Here is a 20,999-nt window from a genome sequence, read left to right on the forward strand (position 1 = left end):
TGAAGTGGGTGAGTTGTGAAGAAAATACTGCACGTGGCAGAGACGATCAAAGGTGGCGTCGCGACGGTCATCCGCACGATTTCGGCTTCCCCCGAAGGCGACGCGGCAAACTACGAACTGGTGTACCTGGTCCCCGAGGATCAGGAAAAGGAACTGCACGGCATCGCGCCGCCGCAGATTCGCACCTTCGCCCGCACCGGCCGCAATGTGCCGTCGTTGTTGCGTTTCGCCTGGCGCCTGAGCCAGGTGCTGATCAAGGAAAAACCCGATGTGGTGCATCTGCACAGCACGTTTTCCGGGGTGATCGGCCGCTGTGTGTGCGTGCTGTTGCGACCGTGGCGCAAGCCGCAGATCGTCTATTGCCCGCACGCGTTTTCGTTCCTGATGGAAAGCTCGCCGACCAAGCAGAAGGTCTATGCGTGGATCGAGCGGGTGCTGCAAAAAGTCACCGATGTGATCATCTGCGTCAGCCAGTACGAGCTCGACAAAGCCGCGCGGTTCGGCATCGAGCGCAAGCGCATGAAACTGATCTACAACGGCATCCACCACAAGGATGACGCGCCGAAAGCCGCGGGTACCGAGCCGATCCATTTGCTGTTCGTCGGCCGTCTCGATTATCAGAAAGGCTTCGACGTGCTGCTCAAGGCCTTCGCCAAAGTCCAGCGCAAGGACCTCAAGCTGACGGTGGTCGGCAGTGCGGTGAACGAAGATTCGGTGGATTGCCCGCCGATGGACTCGGTCGAATACCTGCCGTGGGTAACGCCCAGTGAAGTGCAGGCGCTGTATCAGAAAGCCGATGCGCTGATCGTGCCCAGTCGCTGGGAAGGGTTTGCCATGGTGCCGCTGGAAGGCATGGCCATGGGCTTGCCGGTGATTGCCAGCAACTGCACCTCGCTGCCAGAACTGGTCACCAACGAAGTGTCCGGCTACGTCTTCCCCAGCGGCGATCACCAGGCACTCGCCGATGTGCTGACGATCATCCAGAAACCGCGCCTGCTCGACCTCGGCAACGAAGGCCGGAGCATCGTCCGCGAGCGTTTCAGCGCCGCGTTGATGATTCGCCAGACCTACGACCTGTATCGCGCTCCCACTTATTAAGTAGAACTCACGCTATGAACGTAACGATTTTGCACGGCTACAGTGCCTCCAACTCCGGTGACGGTTTGCTGGTCGACCTGGCGATTGCCCTGGTGCAGCGCAACTTTGGTGAAGACACTGCGATCAGCGTCGTCGCCTCCGACCCGGACTCCTTCAACTACCTGCCGCACCCGCGTTTCGACGCGCCGGTGATGGCCGCCAAAGGCCTGGGCCGGGTCAAGCAGGCGGTGTTTCTCAACCAGTCCTACGCCGGGCTCGCGGATCTGTTGAAAAAGACCGACCTGATCGTTGGCGTCGGTGGCGGTTACATGCGCTCGAAAAGTGCCTTCGAACACATCAAGTTGAAAATCGGCCACGCCAAGCAACTGGAAACCGCGATCCTCAGCAAGGTGCCGTCGGTGTACCTGCCGCAGAGCATCGGCCCGTTCCATGGCGAAAGCAGCAAGATCGTCGAGCACTACGCCAGCGCCGACGCGGTGTTCGTCCGCGACAATCGCTCCTCGGCGATTTTCGACGCTTGCGAAAACGTCTACCGCGCGCCGGATCTGGCGGTGCAGTCGCTGGCCAGCAAGATTCTCCAGCAGCCCAAGTTCACCCGTTGCGCCGCGTCGCCAGCCACGGTGTGCGTGGTGCTGCGCAAGCCGCCGCAGTGGAGCAAAGAGAAGAAAGTCGCTTACGTCGCCAACCTGAAATTGCTCCTGCAGCGGCTGAAGAACAAAAGCAAAGTGGTCTGCGCCGTGCAAAGCGCGGTTCGTGGCAACGATGACGGCGCGTTCTATCGCGAACTGGGCATCACTGAAGACCTGCTGTCGCTGAAAGCCACGATCGCCAAATATCAACCGGACCTGGTGATTTCCGTGCGTTTGCACGGCGCCATCGAATCGCTGCTGTCCGGCGTGCCGGCGTACCACATCAGCTACGAGCGCAAAGGTTTTGGCGCTTATCAGGACATGGGCGTAGAAGACTGGGTGATCAACGGCGGTGACATCGACGTCGACACCATCATCAACACGGTGTACGCGCCGAATGCCTTGGCGGATTTCGGCAAACGCCTGACCGACACCTGCCGCGAGATCGAGGCAAAAACCGTGGCCATGGACGAGATCATCAAGGGTGTCGTTCGATGATATTTCGCCTGTTGCTTCGCGGCGGGGCATTGGGCGCGAAGTTTCTGCTGGTGCTCGCGATTACCCATTACCTGGGCTATGAAGCACTGGGTTTTTACGGCGTGGCGGTGGCAGCGTCGCTGATTGCCTCGAAGTTCTACAGCGTCGGTTTCAGTTCCGAGATCAATCGCTTGATCAGTGTGGGCGGCAGTTCGCGCCGGGTGGTCGACAAAGTCCTGCTGTTATATCTGGCAGTAGGGCTGCTGTTGTCGGTGGTCACGGTGCTGATCTATTCGCTGTTTCAGCAGGTCGAAGCGACCGCTGCGCTGGTGCTTTGCGTGACGTTGGTATTGCTCACAGAACACCTGTCGTTCGAGATCAACTCGTTCGTGTTTTCTGCACAGAAAGCCACCGCCGGGGCCTTGCTGTTTTTCATCAAGACCGGTTTGTGGGCAGTGTTGGCCGTGGCCGGGATGATGCTCGGCTGGGTCGCGGGCATCGCCAGTGTGTTGTGGCTGTGGGTCGTTGCCAACGTGCTGGTGATCGTCGCCGGTTACCTGATCGTCGCACGGGTACACACGGGGCGTGAGGCTGCGGTGCTCGATACCGCCACCGTGTGGAAGGCCGGTTTGCCGTTCTACCTCGGCACGGGCTTGATCGCCCTGAGTCAGTACGCCGAGCGCTTTCTGATCATCGATCTGGAGCCCTACGCCAGCCTTGGTAAATACGTGTACGCGTGGTCGGCGGCGAACACCTTGCAGGCGTTGTCGTATGCAGTGGTGGCGGTGGTCGGGATTCCGGTGTTGGCCAAGCGCTTTCAGGCCGATCAACAGGCGTTCACGGTCAAGCAACTGTTCGTGAACAAGTGGGTGATGCGCTCGCTGGTGGTGTCCGCCGTTGTCGCCGTGGCGATCTATGTGTTTTTCAATCTGGTGCTCGATTACGTCGCCACCAGCGTGCCGCGCCCCGACAACGCGATCCTTGGTGTGCTGATATTTTCCTTCGCGCTGCGGGCCATCGGCGACATCGTCTGGGGCGGTTTGATTGCTTCGAAAAACAGCCGGGTGTCGCTGGCCAGCGCGGCGATCTGCCTGCTGGTCTCGGTACCGGTCAGCTATGTGCTGATCAAGCATTACTCGATTTACGGCGCGGCGTGGGGCAACGTCTTCGCCATCGTCGTGCAGCTTGCAGTGATTGCGCTGTTGACCCGTGTCACCGCGGCGAAGAAGGCTGCGTTGTCATGGGCCTGAAGTTGCCGTGCATCGAGTTTCGCGGCAAGCGACTCGATTCTTCGCTTTCGTTTCTGATCCTGTTTACCGGGCTGTTTTTGTCGGTGGCAATGCCGCTGTTGGTCCCGCGTGATCCGGGGCCGGATGCGATGACCTTGTGGTCGTCCTACGCGCGCGCCGACAACTGCAATTTCTGGAACCCGTTCTCGCCCGATCGCTCGTCCTACGAGTGCTCGGCGTTCCTGCTGCGGCCCACCGGGATCAACCTGACCAATGCCTGGGCCTACGGCATGTTCTGCAATTTTTTCCTCACGGCGATTCCGGTGGTGGTGTTTCGGCGCATGCCGTTGACGATCTTCGGCACCTTGTGTCTGTGGGGCATCGTGCGTTCGTTTTTCCTCGAGAACCTGACCAAGGAAATCATCGTCTCGGTGGCGGTGTTGAGCATTCTGCTCAGCTCGTTGACACGCAAATATCGCGGCGGTTTTTTCCTCTCGGCGGTGATCTACGGCGTGCTGATCCGGCCGTACTGGATTCTGTTTTCGCTGTCGTGGGTCGGCGTCTGCGTGATGAAAAAGTACGTGTCGCGCTTCACCTTCTTCCTGATGCTGTTTCTGTTTTATCTGGCGGTAGCCATGGCCATTCAGGTTGCGCTGGGCTTTCCGGTGTCGTCGATTCGCGCCAGCAACAACGAACTGCGCACGGCGGGGGAGGAGGGCTCGAAGTCGTTGATCGTCTCGTGGCTCAGCGGCAGTGATTTCGTCTCGCAGGCGCTGGACTCGATGATCATTTTCTTCCGGCTGTCGTTCCCGGTGGAACTGATCCTGCTGTCCGGGCCGGGTCAGGTGATCTTCGTTGCGCTGATGATCATGACCGCGCTGCTGCTGTTCAAAGTCATCACCTCGACCGATTACAAGGGCGCGCCGATCCAGACCAAACCCAAGGAACTGATCGCGATTCCGTTGGCGTTCCTGCTGGTGCAAGGCTTGTTCGAGCCGGACTTCGGTTCCTTCGCCCGGCATTTTTCGATGGTGGTGCCGGTGTTGTTCGTCGGCCTCGGCTTGATGCTGCGCGCGAACAAGCCGGTGCAGGTTGAATCCCGAATTCTGAATTGAGGCAGGTGCTGTATGTCGAGCAAGAAAAAGTCCCTGGAGATCGAAACCCTGCGTGGCCTGGCGTGCCTGCTGCTGGTGCTGTACCACGTCATCGGGCCATTGGGCGGCGGCTTGAAGATCGATATCGGCTCGCCGTTCCGGGTTATCGCCGACTCGATGGTGTACGTGCGCATGCCGCTGTTCACCTTCATCTCCGGGTATATCTATTCGATCTACAAAATCCGTGGCAATGACTTTTCCGCCTTCTTCAGCGGCAAGGTGCGCCGCTTGATCGTGCCGCTGTTTTGCGTCGGCGTGCCGTTTTCGGTGCTGCAAGCGGTGGGGCCGGGGGTGAACAAGGATGTCGGCGTGATTGATGCGTTACTGTCGTTCTGGGTGCCGATCAACCACTTCTGGTTTTTGCAGGCGGTGTTCATCATTTTCATCTTCGTCGGCCTGCTGGAGTGGCGCGGTCTGCTGCGTTCGGCGACGCGCCTGTATGGCCTGTTTGCCTTCGCCGCGCTGCTGTTTCTGCTGCCACCGTTGCCGCTCGATGCGTTCGGCATCAACGGTGCGATTTATCTGCTGCCGTTTTTTGTTGCGGGGATGATCGGGCAGGAGAATGTCGATGTTCTCAAACAACGTTTCAAAGTGATCGGGCCGCTGCTGTTTGTGCTGATCTCGCTGACGCTGCTGTACGTCGCGGCGATCGATCGCGAGTTGATCGTTGATCGGCGCAGCCTGATCGGCCTGGCGGTGGGATGTGTATCGTGCATAGCGTTGTTGTCCAGCGACATGCGTTCGAAAGCGCTGACCTGGCTGGGCGGCTATTCCTATGCGATTTTTCTGTTTCATGTGCTGTTCGCGGCGACGTCGCGGTTTGTGCTGGGGCGTCTCGGCGTGAAGGACGAGAGCCTGCTGGTACTGGGCGGGTTGAGCGTCGGCTTGCTCGGGCCGGTGGTGTTGGCGATGGTTTTCAGCCGGTTCAATTTCACCTCGGTGTTGTTCCTCGGTGAGAAGGCGGGCAGGAAGAAACCGCCGGCGGTCATCGCCCCAGTGGTGCAAACCCAGAGCAGCTAAAAGCTTCGCGAGCAGGCTCGCTCCCACAGGTTTCATGAAATGGATACATGTTGTGGATGACTCAGAACCCTGTGGGAGCGAGCTTGCTCGCGAAGGGGCCATTCCAGATTGAAGGAAATTTTGCATGGTGGCAGTTGATAATGCCCAACCCGTTTCTGCATCGGTGATTCAGGTCGGCGACGCTCGCGAGCGCTTTGCCCAGTGGCGCGAGGGCAAGGCCGGCAAGGTGTTGTCGGTCTCGGTGATCGGCGACAGCTACACCGCCGGGCAGGATTTCTACCTGAACAAACTAGTGCAACGGGTGGCCGGCGAGGTTGGTTTCGCTGGCCCCGGTTATGTCGGTTTCAACCACGGTGCGGCGCTCGGCGGTACGCATTTCAAATACACCCGCAGCAGCGATAAATACTTTGGTGGCGGCTGGAAAGTCTCCGAGCTGGGCCAGGCCAGTCCCGACAGTCGCACCGTCACTGGTCGCGCCGGCGCATGGCTGCAGGTGGATGCCAACCCGACGCCGCGCATCGATACGGCGGTGACTCAGGCGAAACTGTTCTACCTGGGCAACGGCGAACCGAGCGAACTGCGTTATCGCTGGTCGCCAGCGCAAGACTGGCAGCCGTTGAGGCTGGCCGGTTCAGGCGTGCAGGAAGTGCCGCTTGCCGGCCTGTCGACGGCGAAAGACTGGTCGTTCAGGCTCGAAGTGCAGAAAGGCGCGCCGACTTTGTTCGGGCTGTGGATGCGCAACGATCAGCCCGGCATTCGCGTGTCGAAACTGGCGGCATCGGGTGCGGCGTCGGCGGATTTTTATCACGCCGACCGACAATGGCAGGCGCAGTGGAAAGCGGCGGTAGCGAAAATCCCCGCCGACGTTTATCTGATCATGCTCGGCGGCAACGACCAGGGTTTCGGTGTGAAGCCCGAGCAGTATTTGCATAACGTGCAGGGTCTGGTCGGCATGCTTCGTGAGATTCAGCCTGAGGCGAGCATCAACTTGATCATGCGTCAGGACACCACGCGTTCCAGCGCTTATCCGATGGCGGCGTATGCGCAAGTGCTCGAGCCTTGGGCGCGAGAGCAGCATCTGGGGTTCGCCAACCTGCAATGCGCCTTCGGCCCCGACGTCAAACGCTACGCCGCGGCGATGATCGGCCCGGACAAGATTCATCCGCTGCCGGCCACGGGCGGGAAGGTGATTGCCGATTATTTTTATGGCTGGATCATGGGAGGCAAGACTGACTGCAACGCTGCTGCGAAGAACTGAGTGTGGGAGCGAGCAGGCTCGCTCCCACAAAGGGTCAGGGGTGCTGCTTGAAGGAATCGATAATACCCAGTAACTCATCGAGTTTTTGCGGCATCAACCGCGCATCACAACGGGTTTCCACGTTAATGATGATCGCCGGGTCGTTGCAACAGATCCGCACGCGAAAGCGCCAGTCGCTGAAGATCACTTTCAGGCCATCGCGGTCATCCATTTCCAGCGCCTGCTCGCCGTACAGCGTTTTCAAATGCGCGAGCAGGGGATAAGGATCGCGCATTAGCCTGCGAATATCGCCGGACGCCGGAAACACGCCGATCCGCTCCACCAGCAGAATCGTGCCCAGCCAGGTTTCGTTGGCGCTGGGCAACGGCTGATGGCGCGACAGCCAGCTCATCATTCCAAGGTTGTCCACCTCACGTTCAATCTCTGCTGAATAGTGTGCAATGTTCATGGTTGCCTGCCTGAAATAATGAGCGAATCCGCGGTGCTGGAGCCGTCTCAGCGGCCCTTGAGGTAAACGTTTTCGTAGCAGAAGTTGGTTGCCTGCAAATAACCCTCGGCGTCACCACAGTCGAAGCGCAGGCCTTTGAATTTGTAGGCCAGCACGCAGCCGTTCTGCGCTTGTTTCATCAGCGCGTCGGTGATCTGGATTTCGCCGCCCTTGCCCGGTTGGGTGTCGGCGATCAGGTCGAAAATGTCCGGTGTGAGGATGTAGCGACCGATGATCGCCAGGTTCGACGGCGCGTCTTGCGGTGCCGGTTTTTCCACCATGTTATTCACCCGGTAGATGCCGTCGGAAATCAGCTCGCCGGCAATCACCCCGTACTTGTGGGTCTGGTCGGCCGGGACTTCCTGGATGGCGACGATCGAGCAGCGGAATTTCTTGTACAGCTGGATCATCTGCGACAGCACGCCGTCGCCTTCCAGGTTCAGGCACAAGTCATCGGCCAGCACCACGGCGAACGGCTCGTCGCCAATCAACGGGCGGCCGCTGAGGATCGCGTGGCCAAGGCCTTTCATTTCCACCTGACGGGTGTAGGAGAAGGTGCACGTGTCGATCAGCTCGCGTGTGCCAGCAAGAAATTTCTCTTTTTCAGTGCCGCGAATCTGATGTTCGAGTTCGTAGCTGATATCGAAATGGTCTTCCAGCGCACGCTTGCCGCGACCGGTAACGATGGCCATGTGTTGCAGCCCGGCGTCCCGCGCTTCCTCGACGGCGTATTCGATCAACGGCTTGTTGACGATCGGCAGCATTTCTTTCGGCATGGCTTTGGTGGCCGGCAGAAAACGCGTGCCATAACCGGCAGCGGGGAACAAACATTTACGAATCATAAAAGTATCCTGGACAGTCATGGAACACAGGCGACGGTTGCGCACCTGAGCAGGCGGCAAGTTTCAATAAGGATTGAAGGCTTACTTTAATACCCGAGTCAGGTTATTCATTGCAATTGATCAGGCAGCTAAAAGCCGACAATGTTAGAGGATGTCGGTAAGTGCCTTGTTAGTTATTTTTAGTCGGCATCTGTTGATAGTGATGAATGTGCGGGGAGTGCTAATAAGTAACGGCAATACAGTGTGACCTGCAAAAATATTTATTGCCAGTCATTGAACTGAATTTGTTTTCGGTTGTTGTCGCCTTGTTTGTGTCGACTGTGACACAGGTTCGATACATGAGGCTTGACACGTTACTTGTCACTTATCCAAAAGACGGACCGCGCTATGAAGATTCTGGTAACGGGTGGCGCCGGCTATATCGGCTCGCATACCACACTTGCATTGCTTGAAGCAGGTTATGAAGTTGTGGTTCTGGATAATCTTTGCAACAGCAGCGATGCGGCACTTCACGCCGTGGAAGCGATTTGCGGCAAGAGTGCCTGGATGATTCGCGGCGATGTCTGCGACCGCGCGCTGCTCGACCGGATCTTCCGAGAGCATAAGATCGAAGCGGTGCTGCATTTCGCCGGGCTCAAAGCGGTGGGCGAAAGCGTGCGCAAGCCGCTCGAATACTACGAAACCAACGTCGGCGGCAGCGTCACGCTGTGTCAGGCGATGGCGGCGGCGGGGGTGTTCCGGTTGGTGTTCAGCTCCTCGGCCACGGTGTATGGCGAGCCTGAGCAGATGCCGATCAGCGAAGATTTTCCGACCGGCACGCCGACCAATCCCTACGGCCAGTCCAAGCTGATCGTGGAAAACGTATTGCGCGATCTGAGCCGGGCCGAGCCGCGCTGGAGCATCGCCTTGCTGCGCTACTTCAACCCGATCGGCGCGCACCAGAGCGGCCACATGGGCGAAGACCCCAACGGCATCCCCAACAATCTGGTGCCGTACATCAGCCAGGTCGCGGTCGGCAGCCTGCAAGAATTGTCGATCTTCGGCAACGACTACCCCACGGTCGACGGCACTGGGGTGCGCGATTACATCCATGTGGTTGATCTGGCGGACGGGCATTTGAAAGCGTTGCAGTCGATCGGCGAACGCACCGGCATTCACACCTGGAATCTCGGCACCGGCGATGGCTACAGCGTGCTGCAAGTGCTGCAGGCGTTCGAACAAGCCTGTGGGCGCCCGGTGCCGTACCGGATGATGCCGCGTCGCGCCGGTGATATTGCCGAAAGTTTTGCCGACGCTTCGAAAGCGGCGAAAGAACTTGGCTGGAAAGCCACACGCAGCTTGCAGGACATGGTCGCCGACACCTGGCGCTGGCAATCCAATCATCCCAATGGATACTCAGGATGATGGCCAATTAGTCCAATGTTATTTTCAGTCAGGTTGTTAGATAACGTCGGGAAATTACACTGGCAATGCCTTTTGCAAGTCCGTAGATATAAGCCTGCCGTTCGACTTTTATCAGTTGCGTTTGACTGTGAAAGAACAACGGATCTTGTTCGCGCTTTTTGCGGACTTGAACTCTACCACCGCTAACACAGGCCGGTTTTTTAACAGGCCGAATGTTAGAAAGGAGTTGATATGAAAAAAGTGATGGCAGTTGCCCTGTTGACGATGTTGAGCAACTGGGCTGCCGCCGCTGAAGCGCCGTTGACAGCGGTAACCAATGTAGGTGGCAGTGTGGCGGCTTCTCAAGCGCCAGCAGCCAGTACTGCAATGGTTGCCAGTGCTGTAGCGGCGTCCAACAGCGGTGGCAGTGCCAACGGCGGTACCACCGGTACGACGGGTACCACCGGTACAACCGGCACGCATAACTAACAGGAAGTTCTGTTAGTGCAGTACAGGGTCGCCCGACGCAAGTCGGGTGACTTTGTTTTTGGATTCGCCCTTGAATAGCGTAGTGCCATTATGACTCGTAGTGTTTATCTTTTAATGTTGGCAAGTCTCGCTTTGCAAGGTTGCATGTTTTCCCCCGGTCAATACCTCAGCACCAGCGACATCACCCGCCAGGGCGCGAGTGAAAGCAGCCGGGTCGAGCTGATTCCGATCACGCCGAAGCTGATCGCCATGAACCGCGCGACGCAAAAGCACGAGTCACTGCCGGCCGAGCTGTTGGCGACCCCGGCCGAATACCGCATCGGCAACAACGACGTGCTGTACATCACAGTGTGGGATCACCCGGAGCTGACGGCCCCGTCCGGCGCGCAGCAACAGATCGATGCCAACGGCCGTCTGGTGCGCTCCGATGGCACGCTGTATTACCCGTTCATCAAGGAAGTGCAGGCCGCCGGCCGCACCATCCAGCAACTGCGCGCGGACATTGAGCAGCGCTTGTCGGCGTTCATTGCCGAGCCGCAGGTTGACGTCGCGGTGCTGCGTTTTGCCAGTCAGAAAGTCGTGGTCACCGGCGCGGTCACCAAGGCCGGCCCGCAAGCGATTTCCACCAATCCGCTGAGCGTGGTCGAAGCCCTCGGCTCGGCCGGTATCGACACCAACAACGCCGATCTGTCCGGGCTGTTGCTAACGCGCAACGGGCGCACGTATCCGCTCAATCTCGACGCGCTCAACCAGCAGGATTCCGAGTTGCAGAACGTCTTCCTCAAGGGCGGCGACCAGTTGTATCTGCCGTACAACGACAACAAGCGCATCTACGTGATGGGCGAGGTCAACCAGCCGCGCGCGTTGAGCTTCAAGACGGCGACGATGAACCTCTCCGACGTGCTCGGTTCGGTCGGTGGCCTTAGCCAGACCAGCTCCAACGGCAACGCGGTGTACGTGATTCGTGGCGTGGAAAACCTCGATGTCGAGCCCGCGAAGATCTATCAGCTGGAAGCCGAATCGCCGACCGCCATGGCGCTGGCCTCGCATTTCCAGGTGCGCCCGCAGGACGTGGTCTACGTCGGCCCGGCCAACGTCACGCGCTGGAACCGCTTCATCAGCCAGTTGGTGCCGTCGGCATCGATTGTCGGCACCGGGGCTTCCGCGGCGAAGAACTGGAGCGAATACAGTAACAACAGCAAATAAGGTCGCCGACTGTGAATACGTTGAAAGTTGGCGTCTGCCTGTGCGCGGCGGTGTTGCTCAGTGGCTGTAATCCGCTGATGAGCGCGTCGCTGAACAACCTCAAGGCCGCAGTGGTCGGCCCGGACGAAGTGGACGTGACGGCCGCTGAAGTGGCCGCGGTCAATTACCCGCAACTGAAGCTGACCACGCCGTCCGGCTCCGGCGTGCTGGCGCTGATGCGCGAGCGCGAAGACCTGCAGTTCTGGGTCGCCTCCGGCAAGCAAGTCCTGCTACTGCGCGACGGCCTCGCCGTGCGCAGCATCGGCCTGGGCCTGGAAGGGGATCTGGACGGCACGCGCCTGGCCGATGACTCGCCGTTCAAGCGCGGCCTGCATCAGGTCGCTGATGGTTTCACCACACGCCGCTGGATCGATCTGTACAAGGGCCAGGAAGTCGGGGTGATCGTCAACAGTCGCTTCAGCCGGCGCTCGGATACAACCCTGAATATTCTCGACAAGGAATACGCCGTGCTGCGGGTCGATGAGCAGATTGACGCGCCGGCCATCGGCTTGCGCGCAACCAATCATTATTGGGTCGATCCGCGCGACGGTTTCATTCTGCAGAGCGAGCAGCAACTGACGACGCAATTGCGCGTCAAGGTCGTGCAGCTGACGCCTGCTCGCAGGCACTTGCCGTGAAGCGCCTGAGATTGTGGTCCGCGTGCCTGATCCTGATGACCGGCGTCAGCCAAGCAGCGGTTACCGTATCGGGCGATGTCGCCAATCCCGGGCCGATCCCGCTGCCGCCCGGCGGGCGCTTGCTCGATGTGATCAGCGAGGCCGTGCCGAATGCCGAAGGGTACTGGCTCGCCGGCGGCTTGCTGCGTCAGTCGCTGATCGAACAGCAGACCCGGCTCAAGGTCGGTGTGCTGTTCGATCTCGACGTGCTGCAGCGCATGGCCGTGCTGTTCGACAAACCGAGCCGTGTGGCGCTGGCACAGCGTGTCGCTGAAGACGTGCGGCAGATGCCGGTGACCGGTCGGCAGATCGCTGATCTCGACCCGGTCGCGGTGGAAACCGGCTTCGCGCGCAACATCCGTCTCGAGGATGGTGATCGTCTGGTCTATCCGAAACGGGTCGATGAAGTGCAAGTGCTGGGCGCCGTCGCCGCGCCGTGCCAGTTGCCTTATCAACCCTTGCAGGAGGCGCGTGAGTACCTGCAAGGCTGTTCGATTCTCGACGATGCCGACGCCGATTACCTGTGGCTGATCCAGCCCAATGGCGTATCGCGGCGTGTCGGCATTGCCCACTGGAATCGCGAGTCCGGGCAATTCCCGGTGGCCGGCAGCAAGATTCTGGTGCCGCTGAAAAATGATGATCTTGATCCGCCTCTTCCTGAACTGAATCAGCAGTTGGCCGAATTCATTGCCACGCAGCTGGCCGAGGTGGTTCGTTGAAGTTACGTTTTGCAGCTGTGTTGTTATTGCCCTGCGGTCTGGCTCACGCCGAGCCGCGCATCACCCAGAATGACTTCGGTGGCACCGGCCTGTGGCAGACGCCGACCGCGCGCATGGCCCCGGCCGGTGAGTTGAGCGTCAACGCCAACCGCACCGACCCGTACAGCCGCTACAGCGTGTCGTTGCAGCCGCTGGACTGGCTCGAAGGCTCGTTTCGCTACACCGCGATCACCAACCGGCCGTACGGCTCGGAGGCCCTGAGCGGCAGCCAAAGCTACAAGGACAAGGCGGTCGACGCCAAAGTCCGGCTGTGGCAGGAAAGCCATTGGGCGCCGGAAGTGGCGCTGGGCTTCCGAGATATCGGTGGTACCGGTTTGTTCTCCAGTGAATTTTTCGTCGCTAACAAACGCTTCGACAATTTCGATTTCAGCGCCGGCATCGCTTGGGGCTACATTGGCAATCGCGGCGACTTCGATAACCCGCTGGGCTATGCCAGCAGTCGCTTCGATACCCGGCCGGCGCTCGAGGGCACCGGTGACGTCAACTCGGGTTCGTATTTCCGTGGCCGGCCTTCGTTGTTCGGTGGCGTGAGCTATCAGACGCCGTGGGATCGCCTCAGCCTGAAACTCGAGTTCGAAGGCAACGACTACAAAAACGAACCGAAGGACAACGAGATCAAGCAGGACTCGCCGATCAACTTCGGTGCGGTGTTCAAGGTCACCGATTCGATCGACGTCAGCGCGGCGTGGGAGCGCGGCAACACAGCGATGTTCGGCGTGACCTTTCACACCAATTTCGTCAGCCGCAAAGCCCCGGCGAAAACCTACGACCCGACTCCCGAACCGTTGCCGGCGAAAGCCCCGATGGCGATGGAACAGGTCAACTGGGCCGACGTATCGAGGCGTTTGCAGCAGAATGCCGGCTACAAGGTCGAGCGCATTGCCCAACGTGATTCCGAGCTGATCGTCTACGGCGAACAGCAGCGTTATTTTCACTCGTCCAAGGCTGTAGGGCGGGCGAGCCGGATTCTCGATAACAGTGTCAACGACGACATCGACTGGTTCACCGTGGTCAACAAGCGCTACGACCTGCCGCTGGAAGAAACCAGCCTGCCGCGTCAGACCTTCCGCGAAGTGATCAACAACGAAGAGCCGTTGGAGTCGCTGCACCGCACCACCGAAATCAACCCGGCGATGCCGCACAACGAGACCACCCTCTACACCGAGGCGCCGCAGCATTTCAGTTATGGCGTGGGCCTGGGTTTCAAACAGAACGTCGGTGGCCCGGATGGCTTGCTCTATCAATTCAGCGCCGATGCCGATGCTGAATATCGCTTCAACCGCAACACCTGGTGGAGCGGCTTGCTCAGCGCCAACCTGGCGAACAACTTCGACAAGTTCAGCTACGACGCGCCAAGCGGATTGCCGCGTGTGCGAACCGATTTGCGTCAGTACCTGACTACCTCCAATACGACCATGCCGCTGTTCCAGGTCAGCCATGCCGAGCAACTCGACAAAGACCTGTATGGCATGGTTTACGGCGGTTATCTGGAGTCGATGTTCGCCGGTGTCGGCGCCGAGGTGCTGTTCCGCCCGACGGGCGAGCGCTGGTCACTGGGGGCGGACCTGAACTGGGTGCGTCAGCGCGATTTTGATCAGGGTTTTGCCCTGCGCGATTATTCGGTGGTGACCGGGCACATCACCGGCTACACCGACCTGCCGTTCGACACGCTGGCGGCGGTCAGTGTCGGTCGCTATCTGGCCGGCGACTGGGGCACGACGGTGGATATCTCGCGGGAGTTTTTCAACGGTGTGCGCGTGGGTGCCTGGGCGACGATCACCACCGCCAGCAGCGCCGAATATGGCGAAGGTAGCTTCGACAAGGGTCTGTACCTGTCGATCCCGTTCGACGAAATGATGAGCATGTCGACCATGCGCCGCGCCAACCTGGTCTGGGCCCCCCTGACCCGAGACGGCGGCGCGAGACTCAATCGCAGCTATCAATTGCATTCGATGACCGATAGCCGGGAAGGGGATATGTTCTATCGCAATTTTGAGAAGATAACCGAGTAGCCGCTGATCTGCGGTACAACATAGATACCCTGGAGCGAGCCTGCTCGCGATAGCGTCAGCCCAGTCAACATTGATGTTGACTGACACACCGCCTTCGCGAGCAGGCTAACTCCTACATTTGGGTATTTGCCAAGCCACAAATCCCGACTCATCCCCAAATCCCTGTGGGAGCGAGCTTGCTCGCGAAGGCGTCAGTGCGGCCAACATTCATGTCGCCTGACACACCGCTATCGCGAGCAGGCTCACTCCTGCAATGGGATATTCGTCAGGCCACAATCCCGACCTGTCCCCAAATCCCGCCCACAAAAAAGGGGACTTTCGTCCCCTTGCATGTACAACCCTGAACCTCAATAAATATCCTTCGACAGCAACGTAAACGGTGTCTTCACCAGAATCTTCAGATCCAGCCACAACGACCAGCTGTTGATGTACTGCAGGTCGATCTCCACACGTTTCTGCATTTTGTCGATCGTGTCGGTCTCACCCCGGCAACCGCTGATCTGGGCGAGGCCGGTGATGCCCGGTTTGATTCGGTGGCGCGCCATGTACGCGAGGATTTTCCCCGAATAATAGTTGTTGTGCGCGACCGCATGCGGGCGTGGGCCGACCAGGGCCATGTGCCCTTGCAGGACGTTGAACAGTTGCGGCAATTCGTCCAGCGAGGTGCGACGGATAAAGCGGCCGACGGCGGTAATGCGCGAGTCGTTACGGCTGGCCTGCTTCACATCACGATCATCGTGAACACGCATCGAGCGGAATTTCCAGACCTTGATCACCTTGCCGTTCCAGCCATGGCGATCCTGCTTGAAAAACACCGGACCTGGGGAGTTGAGCTTCACCGCCAGTGCAATGATCAGCAGGATCGGGCTCAGTGCGATGATCGCCAGAAACGCCACAGCTTTTTCCACCAGACTCTTGCTCAGTGCGGCGGTAGGGCGGCTGGTCAGCGGGCTTTCGTTCAGGTAGATCGCCGGCAGACCGTCCACGACTTTCACCGAGTGGTTGAGCAGCGTCAGGCTGTTCAGATCCGGCACCCACACCACGTCGACGTTGGCACCCAGCAGATCGACATACATCGCTTCGATCTTCGCCGCTTCGCACAGCGGCAGGGTGATGTACAAACGGCGAATGTCGTGGGCAGCGATCAGGTCCAGCAGTTGCTCCTGTGCGCCGACGACTCTCGGCGCATCGGAACCCAGCGTGGTCACATCGCCGTTGCTGACCAGACCCACCAATGGCAGGTTTTCCAGATGGCTGAGCTTCTTCGCCAGACCCAGCGCCAGCTCACCGGTACCGACGATCAACGTCTTGTGTTCACTCTTGCGCGAACGTTGGTAGTACTTGGAAAACGCATGCAACGGTGCGTAGAGAAACGCCTGACCAAGGAAGCCATACACCGCCCAGCTCAGAATCACCTGACGCGAAAACAGCTCATCGGCCTGGCACACAAACGCAATGCACGCCAGCGCCGCCATAGTCATCGTCCAGCCCATGAACAGCCGGCCCAGCCCGGTCAGGTAGTTGTCGCGTTTGCGATACACGCCGCTGAACGTGTAGGCCGGAACCGAGGCCAGTACCGCCAGCGTTGCGCACATCCGGTAATAGAACGCGACCGTACCGGTGTGCTGCTCGGCCAGGATAAACAGCAGCGTTACCACGAACGCCTGAGCGAGTGCCCATTGGCCCCAAAAGGTCAGTCCCTTGAGGCCGGTGTTTCGATTGATACTGAGAGAAAGATCCATACGAATATCCCCAAAAGACGTCCATTCAGGTTTCAACAGTTGAAATCCGAGTTGTTATGCAGACTTATTGTTTTTGTTGTAACGAGTGTCCTGAGGTAACAACGTCGATATGCCGAACTGTCGTCAGTCAATAGACTAAGTTATTGCCGGGGATGGTGTCTGACGAGTTCTAACAAGATGGCACAGTGCCAACTATTTTAATATTTAAATAGTAGTGTGTTAGAAAAGGTCGTAGAGCGGGGGGTGATTATAGGGTGTGGGTTTTGTTACTGTTGGAGGCAGGAAAGTACAGCTCAGGGAGGGATAAAGCCAAACAGAGTGCTCTTGTTGTTTTTGTAATCGCACTTGTTCTGTTTGTTTTATTGACGGAGGTCGGCGTTATTTACGCGACGATGTCCTGGATAAGGCAATAACCGCGATTTCTTACCGCACGAAACAGACGCTCACCGTTGCTGGCGCTTTTGAATTTGTCTTGCAGACGACTCAGGCACATTTCCAGGCCACGGTATTGTTCCGGTTCGCGACCGATGCTGATGATCAAGTCATCACGGCTGACAACACGCTCTTCATGGCTGAGCATTTTGCGCACCAGTGCTGTTTCCAGCCCGGTCAGACTGATCTCTATGTCTTCTTTGATCAGCGCGCCTTGATCAGGGTCAAGATGCCAGGTTGCGCTATCCGGCATATCGCTTTGAACGGCAGGGGGCATGTTACTGATATCGCCGGTGATGACAGAGTTGTGCTGGAACGTATTTGCCGATTGCGCCGCCAGCCATTCCGATTCAAGTGTGGCCAGAATTCGCTGAGTATCATGCTCGATACTGCGTGCGACATTTTTTCGACTGATGTGCGGATATGTGAACTCCATCACCATTGGCGCGGAGGAGGGCGAAGCAACACCTTCAACAAACATTTGTGCCTGCGACGTGCCAAACGAGTTGAAGCGCTCACTGGACAGGATGCTCTCCAGTTCACGTTGCGACGTTGTACTGTGAGTCACGACAACAAAATATTTCCTTGGGAGGGTTGTACTGGTTTCCATGTCTCTCTCCTGAATACATACCAAAATTGGCTAAAAGAAAATCGGCAGGCGAGCAATAGCTTCCTCGGAAGTAATCGATAGGCAGGGTCTGGGCCCAAGATTGGCCCTCGATAAATTCCACTCGAACTGCTGCTATGTTATGGAGTTTTATTGTTATGGGTCGTGTTGACGCGCTCATTCAATTGCTTGATTTCAAACAGAAGCGGAGCAGAAAAGGAGCTGTATGGCTGCATTGGACGATCCTTCGTACGTTGCAAAAGGGATTGGCTGCCTGAGACTCAGGCAGTCGATATCAGACCCCGCAGCAGGCGATAGCCATAACCGCGAATGCTCTGAATCGCGTTTGTACCATACATGTCCTTGATTTTTCCACGCAAGCGACTGATTGATTTTTCCAGCGCCCGAGGGTCGTAGAAATTGGTATTGAGACCCATGATGCCGGCGATTTCGTCATGGCTCAGGATGTGATTGCCGGTTTGCGCAAAGGCTTCGAGAATCTTCATCTCTGCAAACGAGATATCGAGTTTCTTGCTCTTGTCCATCAGGCAAATGCGCGTCGGATCAAGCGTAAGACTGATGTTGCGCTGCCATTCTTCACTGGTGAAGAACTCCGCCAGTAACTCGGTACCGTCGTCGGAAAGCGTGTTGAGTTTGATACAAATATCAGCACCCGCCAGATAGTACTTGATCTTGTTGAAGGCGCCGCGACCGGTGATAACCGCGCAAATAATTGGCTTCAAGTTATCGCTGCGTAGATTTTCCACAAGCGCAAGATTGTCCTCGAGAGCCTGTGGGCTATCGATAATCAAGAATATTGCCCGGTACGATCCCACGTGTTCATTAAAGTTATGTGAACTAGCGTAAGCACTGGCTTCAAGCACCAAATCGCTGCGGACATGCTGGGCGATTAGCGTTCTAAGATGTTCGGCCACGCCACGGGTACGACCCAGAGTAAGAACACCGGGTTCGTCATTTGTCGGGCGCGGGCTTCTAGTCGCCAAGTTCGCTGAGAGCATCGTGCATTGACTCGAATTAGGTGCTGACATCGGGATGTTAAAGCACCGGTTCTCATCTGTGACTGACAATTGGTAACATTTGCGCGGATTTTAGACGTGTCTCGCGAGATTTCTAACAATAAGTAAGGTTTTCAGGCTTTTAGTTGATTTTCTCGAGAGAGTGAACTACGGCTTAGATGATGGCGATATGCAATGGTGCCACTATTTTGAGCGTATTGCGACAGCTTTATTTATGTCGCTTTGCCACTGTATTGCCATCCAATAGAATGTGCGCTGGATCACACTTTATTGTGCGCACCAACTTTTTTCCACTCCAGCACTAAATATTTTCTTGAGTAGTTCGTCGGCCGACGATTACTAACATGACTTGAGTGTGGCTTTTGATAAGACATATTCTGCCGGCGCCGCGTCAGGCAATGGGTAATGGCGTGCCAATCTTATTTCCGATACTCAATTCCTGAGTGCAGTTAACCGGTCGCTCTCAAGGAGCGCTCTGATGGAGGATTAATGGATTTCTGGACTTTTTTCCAGGTGTTGATATTAGGCGCGGTAGAAGGCCTGACCGAGTTCCTGCCGATTTCAAGCACCGGCCACCAGATCATCGTCGCCGACTTGCTGGAGTTCGGCGGTGAGCGCGCAATGGCGTTCAACATCATTATTCAACTGGGCGCCATCCTCGCTGTGGTCTGGGAGTTTCGGCCGAAAATCTTTGACATCGTCAAAGGCCTCCCCACCGAACGCAATGCACAACGCTTCACCCTCAACTTGTTGATCGCGTTTTTGCCGGCCGTTGTCCTGGGCGTGCTGTTCGCCGACGCCATCCATGAATACCTGTTCAACCCGATCACCGTCGCCGTGGCACTGGTCGTCGGTGGCATCGTGATGCTGTGGGCCGAACAACGCAGCCATGTGATCAGCGTCGAACACGTCGACGACATGCGCTGGTCCGACGCGCTGAAGATAGGTTTCGTACAATGCCTGGCGATGATTCCCGGCACCTCACGCTCCGGCTCAACAATCATCGGCGGCCTGCTGTTCGGCCTGTCGCGCAAAGCCGCCACCGAATTCTCGTTCTTCCTCGCCATGCCCACCATGGTCGGCGCCGCCGTGTACTCCGGCTACAAATACCGCGACCTGTTCCAGCCCAACGACCTGCCAGTCTTCGCCCTCGGCTTCGTCACCGCGTTCATCTTCGCGATGATAGCCGTGCGTGGCTTGCTGAAGTTTATTGCGAATCACAGCTACGCCGCGTTCGCCTGGTATCGGATCGGTTTTGGGTTGTTAATTCTGGCGACGTGGGGGTTTGGCTGGGTGAACTGGACCGCGGCTGCGGCAGCCTGAAGAACAAGCCAGGCGGATCTACCGCCTGGCTAAAGTGATGGGAAGGACATCAACGCCCTTCAAGCAACTCAGCCGCCTGATCCAGCAACGCCAGCGGATCCTTGGCCTTGTGAATATCCACCGACAGCAACTGACGAAACTTGCGCGCCCCCGGGAAGCCCGTGCCCAAGCCCAGCACATGCCGCGTGATGTGATGCATCGAACCACCGGCCAGCAAATGCTCAGCTATATAAGGACGCAACTGCGCCAACGCCTCAGCCCGACTGATCACCGGTGCCGCACTGCCAAACAACTGCTGATCCACCTCCGCCAGCAAATACGGATTGTGATAAGCCTCACGCCCCAACATCACACCGTCAAACGTCTGCAAATGCTCATGGCAAGCCTCCAGCGTCTTGATCCCGCCGTTCAGCACAATCTCCAGCTCAGGAAAGTCCGCCTTCAACTGCGCCGCCACGTCATAGCGCAACGGCGGAATGTCGCGATTCTCCTTCGGCGACAACCCCTCAAGAATCGCAATCCGCGCATGCACGGTAAAACTGGTACACCCGGCATCCCGCACCGTGCCGACGAAATCACACAGCTCCGCATAACTGTCCCGACCGTTGATGCCGATACGATGTTTCACCGTCACCGGAATCGACACCGCATCACGCATCGCCTTGACACAATCCGCCACCAGTTGAGGGTGGCCCATCAGGCAGGCGCCGATCATGTTGTTTTGCACGCGATCGCTCGGGCAGCCGACGTTTAGGTTTACCTCGTCGTAACCGTGGTCCTGGGCCATGCGGGCGCAGGCAGCCAGATCCAATGGAACGCTACCGCCGAGCTGCAGGGCGAGCGGGTGCTCGGCGTCGTTGTGACGGAGGAAACGTTCGTGATCGCCGTTGAGCAGCGCACCGGTGGTGACCATTTCGGTGTAGAGCAGGGCGTTCTTGGATAGGAGGCGCAGGAAGAAACGGCAATGGCGGTCCGTCCAATCCATCATGGGCGCAACGGAGAACCGCCGAGACAGCGCAGGGCTTGAGTTTATTGGGCTGGAGTGGGTATTTTGTACCATTTGGCTCAACGTATTTATA

The 20,999-nt window shown here is 57.9% G+C and carries 19 protein-coding genes; 13 read left to right on the plus strand and 6 right to left on the minus strand.

The window, feature by feature from the left end; all coding sequences use genetic code 11:
• Positions 1-15: 15 nt before the first annotated feature.
• The 6 genes from V6F91_RS24385 to V6F91_RS24410 all read left to right on the plus strand — a co-directional run bounded on the left by V6F91_RS24385 (position 16) and on the right by V6F91_RS24410 (position 6,865).
• Complete coding sequence (locus tag V6F91_RS24385) at positions 16-1,098, plus strand: glycosyltransferase (RefSeq protein WP_090284689.1); 1,083 nt, start codon at positions 16-18, stop codon at positions 1,096-1,098.
• Between the two features lie 14 nt (positions 1,099-1,112).
• Complete coding sequence (locus V6F91_RS24390; protein WP_332768964.1) at positions 1,113-2,225, plus strand: polysaccharide pyruvyl transferase family protein; 1,113 nt, start codon at positions 1,113-1,115, stop codon at positions 2,223-2,225.
• The gene (locus V6F91_RS24395; protein ID WP_332768966.1) at positions 2,222-3,454 is read left to right on the plus strand and encodes a phosphoribosylaminoimidazole carboxylase; all 1,233 of its coding nucleotides are present in this window, start codon (positions 2,222-2,224) and stop codon (positions 3,452-3,454) included. The genes V6F91_RS24390 and V6F91_RS24395 overlap by 4 nt, the downstream gene beginning before the upstream one ends.
• Positions 3,445-4,548, plus strand: a complete 1,104-nt coding sequence (locus V6F91_RS24400; protein WP_332768968.1) for a hypothetical protein — start codon at positions 3,445-3,447, stop codon at positions 4,546-4,548. The genes V6F91_RS24395 and V6F91_RS24400 overlap by 10 nt, the downstream gene beginning before the upstream one ends.
• Positions 4,549-4,560: 12 nt before the next feature.
• Positions 4,561-5,607, plus strand: a complete 1,047-nt coding sequence (locus V6F91_RS24405) for an acyltransferase (RefSeq protein ID WP_332768970.1) — start codon at positions 4,561-4,563, stop codon at positions 5,605-5,607.
• Between the two features lie 124 nt (positions 5,608-5,731).
• Entirely contained in the window at positions 5,732-6,865 is a 1,134-nt protein-coding gene (locus V6F91_RS24410) for an SGNH/GDSL hydrolase family protein (RefSeq protein ID WP_332768972.1), read from the plus strand.
• Between the two features lie 34 nt (positions 6,866-6,899).
• Here the strand turns inward: V6F91_RS24410 and V6F91_RS24415 are convergent, their stop codons facing one another.
• A complete protein-coding gene (locus V6F91_RS24415; protein ID WP_332768974.1) occupies positions 6,900-7,313 on the minus strand; it encodes a mannose-1-phosphate guanylyltransferase in 414 nt (137 codons plus the stop codon).
• A gap of 47 nt (positions 7,314-7,360) precedes the next feature.
• Positions 7,361-8,194 carry a UTP--glucose-1-phosphate uridylyltransferase GalU gene (gene galU / locus V6F91_RS24420; protein ID WP_126364920.1) on the minus strand — a complete coding sequence of 278 codons (834 nt, stop codon included), beginning with the start codon at positions 8,192-8,194 and terminating at the stop codon, positions 7,361-7,363.
• 387 nt (positions 8,195-8,581) lie between these two features.
• Between galU and galE the strand changes: the two genes are divergently transcribed.
• From galE to V6F91_RS24450, 6 genes are all read left to right on the plus strand, one after another.
• Positions 8,582-9,598: a UDP-glucose 4-epimerase GalE gene (galE, locus tag V6F91_RS24425; protein WP_332768981.1), complete on the plus strand. Its 1,017-nt coding sequence runs from the start codon at positions 8,582-8,584 to the stop codon at positions 9,596-9,598.
• A 231-nt stretch (positions 9,599-9,829) separates the two neighbouring features.
• Positions 9,830-10,066 carry a hypothetical protein gene (locus V6F91_RS24430; protein WP_016775457.1) on the plus strand — a complete coding sequence of 79 codons (237 nt, stop codon included), beginning with the start codon at positions 9,830-9,832 and terminating at the stop codon, positions 10,064-10,066.
• 144 nt (positions 10,067-10,210) lie between these two features.
• A complete protein-coding gene (locus V6F91_RS24435; RefSeq protein ID WP_093099929.1) occupies positions 10,211-11,272 on the plus strand; it encodes a polysaccharide biosynthesis/export family protein in 1,062 nt (353 codons plus the stop codon).
• A gap of 11 nt (positions 11,273-11,283) precedes the next feature.
• Entirely contained in the window at positions 11,284-11,949 is a 666-nt protein-coding gene (locus tag V6F91_RS24440) for a YjbF family lipoprotein (protein WP_332768985.1), read from the plus strand.
• Between the two features lie 35 nt (positions 11,950-11,984).
• On the plus strand, positions 11,985-12,707 hold the full coding sequence (locus V6F91_RS24445) for a capsule biosynthesis GfcC family protein (protein WP_332769145.1): 723 nt from the start codon (positions 11,985-11,987) through the stop codon (positions 12,705-12,707).
• Positions 12,704-14,779 carry a YjbH domain-containing protein gene (locus V6F91_RS24450; protein ID WP_332768987.1) on the plus strand — a complete coding sequence of 692 codons (2,076 nt, stop codon included), beginning with the start codon at positions 12,704-12,706 and terminating at the stop codon, positions 14,777-14,779. The genes V6F91_RS24445 and V6F91_RS24450 overlap by 4 nt, the downstream gene beginning before the upstream one ends.
• A 347-nt stretch (positions 14,780-15,126) precedes the next feature.
• On the opposite strand, the gene V6F91_RS24455 is transcribed toward V6F91_RS24450, so the two are convergent.
• The 3 genes from V6F91_RS24455 to V6F91_RS24465 all read right to left on the minus strand — a co-directional run bounded on the left by V6F91_RS24455 (position 15,127) and on the right by V6F91_RS24465 (position 18,579).
• On the minus strand, positions 15,127-16,521 hold the full coding sequence (locus tag V6F91_RS24455) for an undecaprenyl-phosphate glucose phosphotransferase (RefSeq protein WP_332768989.1): 1,395 nt from the start codon (positions 16,519-16,521) through the stop codon (positions 15,127-15,129).
• Positions 16,522-16,903: 382 nt separating this feature from the next.
• Positions 16,904-17,563, minus strand: a complete 660-nt coding sequence (locus V6F91_RS24460; RefSeq protein ID WP_258448558.1) for a winged helix-turn-helix domain-containing protein — start codon at positions 17,561-17,563, stop codon at positions 16,904-16,906.
• A 278-nt stretch (positions 17,564-17,841) separates the two neighbouring features.
• Positions 17,842-18,579, minus strand: coding sequence for a winged helix-turn-helix domain-containing protein (locus V6F91_RS24465; RefSeq protein WP_332768992.1), 738 nt, complete (start codon positions 18,577-18,579; stop codon positions 17,842-17,844).
• Between the two features lie 507 nt (positions 18,580-19,086).
• On the opposite strand from V6F91_RS24465, the gene V6F91_RS24470 reads away from it, so the two are divergent.
• Entirely contained in the window at positions 19,087-19,920 is an 834-nt protein-coding gene (locus tag V6F91_RS24470; RefSeq protein ID WP_332768994.1) for an undecaprenyl-diphosphate phosphatase, read from the plus strand.
• A 49-nt stretch (positions 19,921-19,969) separates the two neighbouring features.
• On the opposite strand, the gene dusA is transcribed toward V6F91_RS24470, so the two are convergent.
• The gene (gene dusA, locus V6F91_RS24475) at positions 19,970-20,980 is read right to left on the minus strand and encodes a tRNA dihydrouridine(20/20a) synthase DusA (RefSeq protein WP_332768996.1); all 1,011 of its coding nucleotides are present in this window, start codon (positions 20,978-20,980) and stop codon (positions 19,970-19,972) included.
• Between the last annotated feature and the right edge of the window lie 19 nt (positions 20,981-20,999).

The organism is Pseudomonas koreensis (assembly GCF_036668835.1).
Taxonomy (GTDB): domain Bacteria; phylum Pseudomonadota; class Gammaproteobacteria; order Pseudomonadales; family Pseudomonadaceae; genus Aquipseudomonas; species Aquipseudomonas koreensis_I.